General features: G+C 30.9%; 11 protein-coding genes and 1 tRNA gene. 7 read left to right on the top strand and 5 right to left on the bottom strand.

Going from position 1 to position 13,598, the window contains the following annotated elements:
• Nucleotides 1-127: 127 nt before the first annotated feature.
• Entirely contained in the window at nt 128-1,042 is a 915-nt protein-coding gene (locus tag L3J35_08340) for a hypothetical protein (GenBank protein MCF6366195.1), read from the bottom strand.
• 132 nt (nt 1,043-1,174) lie between these two features.
• Between L3J35_08340 and L3J35_08335 the strand changes: the two genes are divergently transcribed.
• From L3J35_08335 to L3J35_08315, 5 genes are all read left to right on the top strand, one after another.
• Nucleotides 1,175-2,428, top strand: coding sequence for an Nramp family divalent metal transporter (locus L3J35_08335; GenBank protein MCF6366194.1), 1,254 nt, complete (start codon nt 1,175-1,177; stop codon nt 2,426-2,428).
• Nucleotides 2,429-2,475: 47 nt separating this feature from the next.
• Complete coding sequence (locus L3J35_08330; GenBank protein MCF6366193.1) at nt 2,476-3,480, top strand: SIMPL domain-containing protein; 1,005 nt, start codon at nt 2,476-2,478, stop codon at nt 3,478-3,480.
• 220 nt (nt 3,481-3,700) lie between these two features.
• Nucleotides 3,701-5,929 carry a toxin-antitoxin system YwqK family antitoxin gene (locus L3J35_08325; protein ID MCF6366192.1) on the top strand — a complete coding sequence of 743 codons (2,229 nt, stop codon included), beginning with the start codon at nt 3,701-3,703 and terminating at the stop codon, nt 5,927-5,929.
• Between the two features lie 126 nt (nt 5,930-6,055).
• A complete protein-coding gene (locus L3J35_08320; protein ID MCF6366191.1) occupies nt 6,056-7,123 on the top strand; it encodes a hypothetical protein in 1,068 nt (355 codons plus the stop codon).
• A gap of 48 nt (nt 7,124-7,171) precedes the next feature.
• Nucleotides 7,172-7,501 (top strand): translation initiation factor, encoded by a 330-nt coding sequence (locus L3J35_08315; GenBank protein ID MCF6366190.1) that lies wholly within the window; start codon nt 7,172-7,174, stop codon nt 7,499-7,501.
• A 4-nt stretch (nt 7,502-7,505) separates the two neighbouring features.
• Here the strand turns inward: L3J35_08315 and L3J35_08310 are convergent, their stop codons facing one another.
• Nucleotides 7,506-8,585, bottom strand: coding sequence for a hypothetical protein (locus L3J35_08310; protein ID MCF6366189.1), 1,080 nt, complete (start codon nt 8,583-8,585; stop codon nt 7,506-7,508).
• Nucleotides 8,586-8,807: 222 nt separating this feature from the next.
• Here L3J35_08310 and fusA point away from each other — a divergent pair, with 222 nt between their 5' ends.
• Entirely contained in the window at nt 8,808-10,874 is a 2,067-nt protein-coding gene (gene fusA / locus L3J35_08305) for an elongation factor G (GenBank protein MCF6366188.1), read from the top strand.
• A gap of 62 nt (nt 10,875-10,936) precedes the next feature.
• Here the strand turns inward: fusA and L3J35_08300 are convergent, their stop codons facing one another.
• The 3 genes from L3J35_08300 to L3J35_08290 all read right to left on the bottom strand — a co-directional run bounded on the left by L3J35_08300 (nt 10,937) and on the right by L3J35_08290 (nt 13,187).
• Nucleotides 10,937-12,124, bottom strand: coding sequence for an aspartate aminotransferase family protein (locus L3J35_08300; protein MCF6366187.1), 1,188 nt, complete (start codon nt 12,122-12,124; stop codon nt 10,937-10,939).
• A 1-nt stretch (nt 12,125) separates the two neighbouring features.
• Nucleotides 12,126-12,797, bottom strand: coding sequence for an RNA methyltransferase (locus L3J35_08295; protein MCF6366186.1), 672 nt, complete (start codon nt 12,795-12,797; stop codon nt 12,126-12,128).
• A 117-nt stretch (nt 12,798-12,914) separates the two neighbouring features.
• Complete coding sequence (locus L3J35_08290; protein MCF6366185.1) at nt 12,915-13,187, bottom strand: HU family DNA-binding protein; 273 nt, start codon at nt 13,185-13,187, stop codon at nt 12,915-12,917.
• A gap of 281 nt (nt 13,188-13,468) precedes the next feature.
• Between L3J35_08290 and L3J35_08285 the strand changes: the two genes are divergently transcribed.
• Nucleotides 13,469-13,557, top strand: a tRNA-Ser gene (locus L3J35_08285).
• Nucleotides 13,558-13,598 lie beyond the last annotated feature (41 nt).

The raw sequence follows: 13,598 nt of genomic DNA, 5'->3' as shown, positions 1-13,598 counted from the left end.
AAAAAGATGTCGAAATTAGACTTGAACAAATGGAAAAAAGACACAAGAAAAGAAAATACGATATTGACCTAAATTACAGGAAACAAGCTGAAAAACAGGAAATTTTAACTTAGTAAAGTAGAATTAATTAGTTTCTTTTATCTATCTTAAAATAATAAATATTTAATCCGATAAGCCACAGCAAGATAACAATTCCCATAACAGCTGCCGGAATTGCAGATTTTTCTTCAAAAAGTATAAGTGTTACGGCAACGGCAAAGCCTGAACTCTTTACTGTAAGCATTAAATTTTTACTTATTAAAAGCTCTTTATTTGACTTTTTTCGAAAGATAATCATAAACAAAATTCCTGCGATAATTATTGATGAGAATAAAATAAATCCTGCTTTTGTTACATTATTTATATCATTTAGAATGATGTCTCGATTAATTGCAACAGCAGTATAAATAATGAGAGCAAATCCCCAATCAACAATTTTACCTCTTATTTTTTCGGTTATAGGATAAATCTTTTTTATAAGCAATATTCTTGATAACAGTATCGGAACAACAATAATTTTTATAATTACGGAAATAATAATAATCGGGTCTAATGATGTATTTTCGGAAAACACCGAAATAATTACCGGAGCAAGAAAGACAGCAAGAATATATGTTCCGAGAATTCCTTTGAATGAATAATCTAAATTTCCTTTAAAAGTATATGTAAACGGTATTATTGCAACTCCCGGAGGTGTAGCGGCAATAACAACAAATCCGTTAAAAATGGTTTCGTCAAATAGAAAATATGCTGGGATGAGTAAAATTGCACCGTGAATAATATAGTTCAATAAAACAGATTCTAATGTGGTTTTGAAAACAGATTTGTAATCTTTTAACATTTTAAACTGAATGCCTGTTGTTGAGAAAGTCATAACAACTGCTAAAATATATAATGTATATTCTTTAATGTGAACCGAGAAATGAGGAAATACAAATGCTGCAATTAATGCCGAAATAAGTATAAAATTTCTGTTTTGTATAAAATTTAATATTGAGTTCATTTTTTTAACGAAATTTTTTGCAAATATTAATTTTTATTATTTGTTTAAACAATTATAGTCAGAATTTCTTTTTAAGTATTTTTAATTTCAAAAAAATAATAATGATTACTTTTGTTTCTTATTTTTATAAAAATGGCAAAGAGGAATATACTAAAAGTTATAGGTCCCGGATTATTATGGGCAGGTGCTGCAATAGGAGTTTCGCATATAGTTCAGTCAACAAGAGCAGGTGCAAATTTTGGTTTTGAATTGATTTGGATTATTATTATTGCAAATATTTTAAAATATCCTTTTTTTGAATTTGCTCCGCGTTATGCTGCATCAACAGGAGAAACACTGATTGGCGGTTATAAAAGGCTGGGCAAATGGGCAGTTTATCTTTACGGTTTAATTACAATTTTAACAATGTTCTTTTTAATGACAGCAGTTACTGTTGTTACGGCAGGAATTTTTGCAAATGTTTTTCAAAGTGCAATTCCTGTTTATTTGTGGGCAATAATAATTATTTCCATACTTGCTTTAGTGGTAATTATAGGAAAGTATTCAACAATTGATAAATTTGTTAAAGTTATTATAGTTTTGCTTGCATTGGCTACAATAATTGCCGTAATTTCTGCATTTTCAGGCGGATTTAATCCGAACCTTAATTATGTTAAAGATTTTAATTTTAAATCAATAGTTGATATAAGTTTTTTATTGGCATTAGTGGGGTGGATGCCTACGGCAATTGATGTGTCGGTTTGGCATTCGGTATGGACAATAACAAAAAAAAAGGAAACCGGATATTCTCCTAAACTTAAAGAATCTTTACTCGATTTTAATATCGGTTATATAGGAACAGCTGTTTTGTCATTAGGCTTTTTATCTTTGGGTGCTTTGGTTATGTACGGTTCGGGTGAAAAATTCTCAGAAAGCGGAGTTACGTTTGCAGGTCAATTAATAAGTTTATTTACTTCAAGTTTAGGCCCTTGGGCATATCTTATTATTGTTGTTGCAGCAATTGCCACAATGGTAAGCACAACCGTAACTTGTTTAGATGCATATCCTAGAGTATTAGAACCTGTTACAAAAATTGTTTTCCAAAAATTAAATCTTGAAGAAAATACAAAAAAAATACAGAATATTTGGTTGCTGGTTGTAGTTACAGGTTCTGTAATAATTTTTCTTTTCTTTTTAGGAAGTATGAAAACTATGGTTGATATTGCAACTATTATCGCATTTATTACAGCTCCTGTATTAGGCTGGTTAAACTTGAAAGTTATAACTTTAAAACATATTCCTGAAAATGCAAAACCCGGTAAATTTTTAATCATATTAAGTTGGGTAGGGTTGGTATTCTTATCAACCTTCGGTATTTATTTTTTGTTGATTAGATTTATATTGTAAATTAGCTTTCAAAATAGTATATTTGTTATTTAATTAAAATTTTTACTATGAAAAATATAATATTAATCTTATTGATTTTGTTGCTTACAAACGGTATTTTTGCTCAAGCCGGAGGAAATGTAATTTATGAACAAAATAACAGATATAAACAAAATAAAGTTTATAATGCAAATCAAGAACAGGTTTGGGACTTCAGAACTGATAATGCATATAATTATCAAATTGTTGAAAACAGCAATAATAAAGAAATGATGTTTACCGTAAATGCAATAATGAATGTAAAAGCTGATTCTTATCTTGCAATTTTCAATATTACTCAAACCGGTGAAACTGCTAAGGAAGTAAATGAACTTGTAAATTCTAAAATCAGCGGTTTTTTATCTGAACTTAACACTCAAAACGTAAAAGACGAAGATGTCTATACGGATATGATTTCTCTCGTTCCTGTTTACGAATATGAAGTCGAAAAAAAACTTTTCAGTAAAACTTACACAGAAGTTCCGAAAGGCTTTGAAATGCAAAAAAATATTCATATAAAATTTACAGATGAAAATATGTTGGATGATATAATGACTTCTGCTGCAAATAATGAAATATACGACTTAATAAAAGTTGAATATTTTGTAGAAAATAATAATACTAAATACGATGAACTGAGAACAAAATCTGTTGATTATATGATAAAGAAAAAAGAATCTTTCAAAAAACTGGATATTGATTTAGATACAATCTATCATATTGTCATCGAAAAATCATCAGTTGTATATCCTATCGACAGGTATAAAAGCTATCAAGCATTTTCCGGAACATCTTTGGATGCTAAAAAAAGTAAATCAGTTACAAGTGTAAGAAAGCCTAAAACTATGTTTTACAACAAACTGCCTTACCATAAATACGATATTGTAATAAATCCGGCAATACTGGAACCTGCTGTTCAGTTTACTTACAGCTTAACAGTAAAATATGTTATTAAAGATCCCATAAAAAAAATTGAAAAGCAATTTATTTTGGTTTCGCCCGACGGTATTGTAAAAACTTTAAAGATAGATTAAACAGAATAGATTTATTATAAATTATATTTTTAAATAATGAAAAATGAAACACCCATGATAAAACAAGTTTAACAACTAAGAGCATGACTAAACAAAACTATGCTAATTACTTGCACATACTTATTAAAGGTGTTCCGATATGCAAAACAAAAAAAGTATAATAACTAATAGGTAGTCTCACAACTTACTGAACATTAATTAATTTTGAAAAGTTAGACACATGAAAAAATTCTTAAAAACTTTATTATTTCTTATTATTATCGGTGCCGGCGGATTTTGGGTTTATATTAAATACATTTCTCCGGTTGTTATTAAAAAAGCAATGACAATGATTCCCGAAGATGCTGTAATGATTATTGAAACAAATAATCTTACCGAAGCTTGGACTGAAATAAGCGACAGTAAAATGTGGAATTATCTTATTTCAAATCCGTATTTCAATGATTTAAATGAAGATATAGAACTGCTTAATGAATATTTAAAAGACAATATAATTGCAGACAAAGCTCTAAAAAACAGAAAGTTAATAATGTCTTTACACATGATATCAGCAACCGAATGGGATTTTCTTTTTGTAGTTGATTTAAAAAATATTGCACAAATAAAAAAACTCGGGCTTAAAAGAATTTTAGGATTAGTTGAAGGTTACAAAGTAAAAGAACGAAAATTTAATGATGAAACTATTATTGAACTTTCAGATAATGAAGACCCTTCTGATATAATTTATCTTACAATAAGTGATAATTTATTAGTGGCAACTTTCACGGGTTCTTTAATTGAAAAATCTATTTCGCAAAAGCCCACAAAAGAAGGTGATTTCGGTTATTGGTCAAACAATAAAGCATTTAATAATGTTGTAGGCAAGTTATACGGTGAAGAATTATTCCGTATGTACTTCAATTACAACCAAATTAATGCTTTCAGTATGTCATATCTATCAGAGCAATCTGAAACTGTTCAAATGCTGGGGAATTCATTGACATATTCCGGTTTTAATATTAATTTCAGAGATGAATCTCTCAGTTTTGAAGGTTATACTGATATAGATTCTGTCGGGTCATACGTAAAAGCAATGGCAAATGTAACACCGGGCAAATTAAATGCGTGGCGTATAATGTCAAATCAAACTGCTTTGTATTTTTCAATGGGATTCAATAATTTTTTCGATTTCTATAATAATTTAACCGAACAATATAAAGAAAGTGCTCCCGAAGATATGGAAGATATTGAGAACAGCATTTCAAAAATTGAACGCTTATTAAAAATAAGTATGCACGATGATTTTTTCAGTTGGATAGGAAATGAAATTGCTTTAGTAAAACTTCGCCCCGGTAAAAAAACAAGATTGGAAGATGTTGTAGTTGCCGTTCATACAAATGACATAGATGATGCAAAAGCCGGAATGGACAGAATTATGCAACAAATAAAAAAAAGAGTTCGAGTTGTTAAATTTAAACCCGAAGAATATAAAAACTATACAATTCAGTATTTAGAAATGAAAGGTTTCTTTAAAATTTTTCTCGGAAGAATGTTTAAAGATTTGGAGAAACCGTTTTTTACTTATATTGAGGATTATGTAATATTCAGTAATTCATCAGATGTTATTAAAAACACAATAGATGACTATTTAAAAGGAAATACTTTAGATAAAAATTCCGGTTTTTCTGACTTTAAAGATGAGTTCAGCAACAATTCAAATATAGCCGTCTTTATAAGAACACCTCAAATTTATGAAAACTTATATTATTACAGCAATGAAAAAGACCGCCGCGATATTAAAGAAAACAAAGAATTTATTTTAAGCTTTGAAAAGATTGGCTTTCAATTAGTTTCGGAAGAAAATATGTTCAAAACAACTTTAATAGCACAACATAACCCGGATGCAATTAAAGTTGAAGAACTCGAAAAACTTGAACAAGAAGTTTATGAGGAAATGTTCCGAGATGAAGTTGAAAGTTTATCTTTTAAAATAAGTTTAGCCGATTCATTTCTTGAAGAGGATACACTTTTTAAAGAATACTATTTCGGAGGTGAAAAATTAAAATTTGAGGGCAGAGTTTATAATAAAAACCTTAACGGAAATTGGAAAACCTATTACGAAAGCGGAAATATTCAAAGTTCAGTAAATTATGAAGACGGAATTATATTCGGTGAAGCTGTTTTCTATTACGATACGGAAAAAAACACTAAAAAAGCCGAAGCAATTTTCGAAAATGATAAATTAATTGAAAAATATTTTGAATATTACGAAAACGGGGCACAAAAAGCAGAAATATATTATGATGACGGTTTGGCAGACGGTAATGCAGAGTTTTATTATTCGAACGGAAAATTAAAAATTAAAGCAGAATATAAAAACGGATTAAAACACGGAAAATGGATCTATTATGATGAAAAAGGAAAAGAAATCGGGAAAGAAAAATGGAAAAAAGGAGAAAAAATAAGGTGAAACACCCATATTGTTCAACCAAATTCAGGTTACATATTTTTTAACCGGGTTCCAACATTATTTACGACAAAATGAATTAAAATACAGGCATCATTATTGCAACGCATAAACAAAAAATATAAAAAAATGAAAAAAACTATATTCTTTCTTTTCATATTGACAATGAGTTTGTCAAGTTTTTCTGAAAACATTAGCCTGAAAATAACATATAACGGCAAAGGCGTTTCCGGGCATACCGTTACCGTTTCAATAGGCGGGAATAAACTTGGGTCGGGCATCACTAACAATAACGGAGATGTATCTATTTCCGTCCCTTCATTGCCTGTTAAAGATATTGATGTAGCAGGTGTAAAAGAATGTAACGGAGGAAAAAAAAGCTGGGAAGTTAAAGGGTTTGTAAGGCTTGATAATAATAATTTTGCACATTTAAAAATGGAAATTCCTGTTAAAGAATTGGTAGAAGCTTCGGGAGGAATGATGAGTGAGAGTATGATTATAAGTTCATACGGATTAATTTGCGGTCAAAATTCCCGACCAAACACAAATACGAACTCTGCAAACAACAACACAAGCACTAATTCAAGTTCTTCAAACAACAATACGAACAATTTACCTATAATAACGAAAGAAGAAAGCTTAGCAAATCAAAAAATAATGTTGGAAAATAAAATATCCGGCATTGAAGCAAGAATATCAAAAAAGAAAACCAAACTTAACAGCGGAGCATTTGAAGGAGGAAAAAAAAATAATGCTTTATACGATGTAAAAGAATTAGAAATTGAAAAACTAATCTCCGAAAATAAACTGAATAAAGTTAATCAGACTATTGCCGACGGTCGTCTGAATAAAGCTCAAAGAAATCAATTTAAAGCAAAAGATGAAGAATTAAAAGATGAACTAAAACAGGTAAAAGAAGACAGAAAGAAAGGCGTATCCTTGCTCAGCGAAGATGATAAATTAGATTTTCTAAAGATTACCGATGAAGAATTAAAGGAAATGAGTACTTTCGACTTAAAAAATAAGAAAATTCGTTTGAATACAACTTTAAGCAAGAAAAAAATAAAATTAAAAACAAAAAAGAGATTTTTGAGTCCTAATGAATTAAAGGCTTTAGAGGAACAAATTTCTACAATCAAAGAATCTATTTTAACTATTAATAATGAAATTGCCAAACGAGGAGAAGATGCCGAATAACGCTCTTTGATACTTCCTGTTGTATTATTAATTTTTAGTTTTCAAACAATGTCAAAAGATTGGAAAGACCGGCTCGGAATGATGTATTCAACAAACCCTGGCTTTGAATACGAATACGAAGGCGATGAAGAACAAGAAACGCTTTCTCCCGAAGAGCAAAAATTGAAAGTTCAACTTGACAGCAAAAAACGTAAAGGTAAAACAGTTACATTAATAACCGGATTTATCGGAACCGAAGATGATTTAAAAGCACTTGCAAAAACATTAAAAACCAAATGCGGAGTTGGCGGCTCGGCAAAAGAAGGCGAGATTATTATTCAAGGCAACTTTAAAGAAAAAGTAACAAAAATATTAAGTTCATTAAATTATTCCGTTTAATATTTTAAAAAACAACCTCTAAAACCAACTCAACTACATCTTGTTTTTCTCCGCCGATAATATCTTGACCGTAATAAGCAAATAATTTATTTTTCATAAACCGATAAGTTACTCCGGTAAAATATCCGCTTTTAGAATAAATAGGGCTTTGCTCAGAAGTAAAATCATCATATCTTCCGAAAAAAGAAAAAGGTGTTTTCGGAACAAAAACTTCACCGAAGAAAGAAAATCCTTTATTCAAATTAGGATTTCCGTTAAAATAATATATTCCGTATGTATCTCCGTTGCCGATGTAATATTGCCCCGTTAAAGTTAAATATTTACTTTCGGAAGAAACAAAAAACAAATGCATACTAAAATCCGGCGGATTTTCATCAATATTTGCTTTCCCGAAAGAAGTCCCGTATGTAAATTGCAAACCCGGCATAAAATCGGGTAAAGGTCTGTAAGAAATTCTTGCTTCAACTGTTTTATTTGAATTTAATTCATTATCGTGATACCCTGCACCGTTAAAAACCCCGAAAGAATAACTTCCGTATTTTCCCGCATTATGTTTTCCCGTAATGTTGTTGTCAAGTTTTTTTCCTATTAAACCGCTGCAAAAAATTCCAAAATCTGCCGAATTAATTATTCCCGATTTTTCAATATACATTCTGCCTTGCGACCTGTAAACATTTATTCTTTGCTCAAATTCTAACCAAGGTCGAGGCACTAACCCAAATTCAGCATAAGAATTTTTCATAAAACCCTTATCAAAAGGCTTTACTTGCATATATAAATACTTCATTCTTATTTCAACATTTCCGGCATCTGAACCCTCTCTGTCTAATGTAATATCTTGTGTATATCTTACAGAAATATTAGGATTTAATTCTGACCTAATTGTTAAATACCCCCGTCTTAAATAAAACTTATCAAGGTTATCAGTTATGTTATATTGATTTGCCAGAAACCATTGACCTGAAATTTCAGTTTTTTTTATAAAACTTTCAATTTTAGAAGTGTCATTTTGTGAAAATAAAGAAGTAAACCCGAAAAGAATAAATAAAATTACCGTCAAGAACTTCTCATTTGTTAATTTCATAACCGAATATTTTTATCTTAAATTCGGAATACAAAATTACAAATGATTTGTGTTGTTTAAAATTATTCTTATTAACAAATTATTAATTAATCATTAATCAAGTTAATATTAAAAAAACATTTACAATAATATGTATATTTAAAAAAAAGTCTTTCCTTTGCGAACTTTTTAATCAAGGATGTTAAAAAACATACAAATAATTTAATGAATATTATATAAATAATGAAACTTCAAAAATTAAGAAACATTGGTATTGCTGCTCATATTGATGCAGGAAAAACAACAGTAACAGAGAGAATATTATTTTACACAGGTGTAACTCGTAAAGTAGGAGAAGTTCACGATGGTGAAGCTACCATGGATTTCATGAAACAAGAACAAGAAAGAGGAATTACGATTGCCTCTGCTGCAATTTCTTGTAATTGGCAAGATTCTCAAATAAATATTATTGATACTCCCGGGCACGTTGATTTTACTATAGAAGTTGAACGTTCACTTCGTGTAATTGACGGTATGGTTGCATTATTTTGTGCTGTCGGAGGGGTTGAACCTCAAAGTGAAACTGTTTGGAATCAAGCTGACAGATACCGAGTTCCGAGAATAGCATTTGTGAATAAAATGGACAGAACAGGTGCTGATTTTGGTGCCGTTGTTTCTCAAATGAATGAATATTTAGATGCAAACGCTGTTCCTTTTCAACTACCTATGGGTTCGGAAGAGGACTTTACGGGCTTAATTGATGTAATTAAGAATAAAGCATATACATTCGGAGAAAATGAAAGAACTGAAATTGAAGTTCCTGAACAATACAAAGCGGAAACAGATAAAGCAAGAGAATTTTTAATAGAGAAAATTTCTGATTTTAATGATGAAATAATGGAACTTTTTCTTGATGAAAAGGAAATCCCTTATGAGTTATTGAAGAGTGTTGCACGAGAAGCAACCTTAAAGCTTATGATAACTCCTGTTTTTACCGGAGCTGCATATAAAAATAAAGGTGTCGAATTATTATTAGATGCAGTTGTTGATTATATTCCTTCTCCGATTGATGTCGGAGCTGTTGTGGGAACAGATGTAGATGACCCCGAGAAAACTCATACAAGAAACCCTTCTTGTAAAGAACCTTTTTCCGGCTTAGCATTCAAATTAATAAACGATCCTTATGTAGGTCAACAAACTTTTATCAGAATATTCTCAGGTGAGATAAAAAGCGGAATGCCTTTATTGAATTCAACCAAAGGAAAAAAAGAAAGAGTCGGTCGCATTTATAAAATTCGCGCAAAAGAAAGAGAGGAGATTTCTGTTGCCGGTGCCGGTGAAATAGTTGCTTTAATAGGAATGAAAACAACAAAGACAGGTGATACATTATGTGATGTTAATGATAAAATTTTATTAGAAAATATTCATATTCCGCCTTCGGTTATTGAAATGAAGATAAATGCCGCTAATAAAAATGAAAGGAAAAAACTCGGAGAAGGATTGGCAAAACTTTCAAACGAAGACCCTTCATTTCATGCAAGGTATAATAACGAAACAGAGGAGACTATTGTTGCCGGAATGGGAGAATTACATTTAGAAATAATTATTGACAGGTTAAAGGATGAATTTAAAGTTGATGTTGAAGTCGGAGAACCTGCGGTTGCATTACGAGAAACTATTTCAACGGCAATTGAACATAAATATCGGCATTCTAAACAATCAGGAGGTAAAGGTGAATTTGCAGAAGCAGTTATCAGATTTGAACCGAATAAAGGAAGCGGATATGAATTTGTAGATTTAATTAAAGGAGGTGCTATTCCCCGAGAATTTATTCCTTCGGTAAGTAAAGGTCTTCAAAAAACTATGGCAGAAGGTATATTGGCTAAATTCCCGATTGTTGATATTAAAGCCGTGCTTCTTGACGGCGGTCATCATGCAGTTGATTCGTCTGACAGAGCATTTCAAACTTGTGCTTCTGTTTTGTTTAAACAAGCATTTGCTAAAGCAAGACCTATTTTATTAGAACCTGTTATGAAAATTGAAATTACAACACCCGATGATTATATAGGAAATGTTGTCGGAGATTTAAACAAGAGAAGAGGAAAAATTGATGTAATGAGACGTTTCAGAAAAGGTTCGCAAAAACTCAGCGGTTATGTTCCTTTAATGGAAATGTTCGGATATGCAACTACATTAAGAAATATAACAAGCGGGCGAGCAAATTATTCTATGGAATTTTACCAATATGAGCCGCTTCCTAAGGCAGTTCAAGAAGATTATATGAAAAAGCAAGAGGAAAAGGAAAATTAAACAAATAAAAAACCGGTCTTGAAAAAGATCGGTTTTTTATATTTTAAGAAGATATTGTAAAATTAAATACAGTTCAAAGCTTTTATCACTAATTCAACAGATTCTGAAATTTCATCATCGGTAATAGTTAACGGAGGAGCAATACGAAATCGCTTATTATCAAATAAAAAGGGATCGCTTATAAAACCGAGTTCAACACCTTTATTAATTACTTTTTCAACAGTTTCGGAACCTTCTAACTCAAAAGCCAAAAATAACCCTTTGCCTCTTACTGATTTGATTTTCGGATTATTTTTTAAAGCATCAATATAAATTTTACCTTTTCTGCTTGCTTCTTCTGCTAAATTTTCGTCAAGAATAATTTCTAAACTTGCTAAAGCACCGGCAGCAGAAACCGGATGTCCGCCGAAAGTAGTAATATGCCCGAGCATCGGATTATATGTTAGAGTGTTCATAACATCTTTATTTGCAATGAAAGCACCAATCGGCATTCCGCCGCCCATTCCTTTTGCCGTTGCAATTATGTCCGGAACAATTTCATAATGTTCAAAGGCAAAAAGTTTCCCTGTTCTTCCGAATCCTGTTTGAATTTCATCAATAATTAATAAAGTATCGGTTTCGGTACATCTTTTTCTTAATTCAGTCATAAAAGCTTTATCGGCGGGAATTATTCCGCCCTCTGCTTGTATTGCTTCAATAATAACGGCTGCCGTTTTCTTTGTAATTTTATTTAGTTGAACAACATCATTAAAATCAAGAAAAGATATTGCCGGAACCAGCGGTCTGAATGCTTGTGTTAAACTTTCATTATTCATCAAGCTTAAGGCTCCGTGTGTACTGCCGTGATAAGCATTTTTGAAAGCAATAATTTCAGCATTCCCGGTATATCGTTTAGCAAGTTTCATAGCACCTTCAATTGCTTCGCTGCCTGAATTTACAAAATATACCGAATTCAAATTTTCAGGGAGATTATCAGTAAGTAATTTTGCATATTTAACCTGAGGGCTTTGAATATATTCACCGTAAACCATAAGGTGCATGTATTTATCTATTTGGTTTTTAACGGCTTGTACAACTTTTGGATGTCTGTGTCCTACGTTATTTACCGAAACTCCGGAAACTAAATCAATATATTTTTTTCCGTTTTTGTCATACATATAAATTCCTTCAGCTTTCTCAATCTCGAGAGCAAGAGGCGAACCTGATGTTTGCCCTACATGTTGAAAGAATAATTGTCTTTGAGAAATCATTTTACTGTGTTTTTGAAAGAAAATCTGTTACAATCATATCTGATTTTTTTATACTTCGCTTTAACCATTCAAGAATTATTTCGTCTTGCTCTTTTTCAGAAAGTTGATAATTAATTTTTGAATGTCTTATTTTTGAAGTTAAAGAATTTAAAATTATTGCTGCCGAAACGGAAATATTAAAACTTTCCGTAAAACCGTACATAGGTATTTTTAAGAATTCATCAGCATTATTTAGCGCAATTTTACTTAAACCCGGCTGTTCAGAACCGAACATCAAAGCAAATTTCCCTTTTGTTATATCAAAACTTTCTAAATTTACATCTTTTGTATGAGGTGTTGTGGCAATAATTCTGTATCCTTTTTCTTTAAGTTTATTAATTGTGTTTAAAGTATTATTTTCATTTTCGTTATACTTAAATAAATTTAACCATTTTGAAGAACCCAAAGCAACCAGCGGGTTTACATTATATTCATTTTCATTTTCAATTATATGAACATCTTGAACACCGAAACAGTCACAAGAACGCAATACCGCACTGGCATTATGCGGCTGAAAGATGTCTTCAAGTACAACTGTAATATAACGAGTTCGGTCTTTAACAATTTTGTTAAATAATGTAAATCGTTCTTGAGTAATGAGTTGACTCAAATGTGTAATTATTTTTTTTCTCATTACATATTAAAAGTAATAATTTTGAATTTACAAATATAGGAAAGAAATATTTGTTTTTTGAAAATAAAAAAAAGGAACACATTGTGTTCCTTTTAAAATTAGGTTGCAAATAGTTGCTTAATTAACTTTTCTGCTTAAATCAGAACCTGCTTTAAATTTTACAACTTTTTTAGCCGGGATGTTAATTTCTTTACCTGTTTGAGGATTTCTTCCTTTTCTTGCTTCTCTTTTGTTTACTGCAAAAGAACCGAAACCAACGAGTGCTACTCTTTCGCCTTTTTTTAATGCTCCTTCCGTTGCTTCAATAAATGAATCTAAAGCTCTTCTTGAGTCAGCTTTAGTTAATCCTGAACCTGATGCCATTGCATCAATTAATTCTGCTTTGTTCATAAAAATAATTTTTTAGTGATTAGATAATATTAATTCGTATGCAAATATAGACTAATTCTACTATATAGCAAATTTTGAGCAATGTTTTTTCATAAAAAAGACAAAAAAAATATTCTCGCTATCCTTGTGTTTACAAGGCTTGCCAAATAACATGCTCATAATCAGCGCTATGCCAAGGCAAATGTGTTAGTCGTTAATTATCAATGTTATAAAACTTATTTAAAAAAAATAAATATTTTTGTTTGTTTTTAAAGATAGTTTATATATTTGCAGCCGCTTTCGGAGAGATGGCAGAGTGGTCGAATGCGGTAGTCTTGAAAACTATTGTACCCACAAGGTACCGGGGGTTCGAATCCCTCTCTCTCCGCCACAAAAAAACTCGAAACAATTTGTTTCGAGTTTTGCTTTTTT

The sequence above is a fragment of the Bacteroidales bacterium genome (assembly GCA_021648725.1).
In the GTDB taxonomy this organism is placed as follows: domain Bacteria; phylum Bacteroidota; class Bacteroidia; order Bacteroidales; family JAADGE01; genus JAADGE01.
Note: the sequence above shows the minus strand (reverse complement) of the source record. Positions and strands in the feature narration are given on the sequence as shown.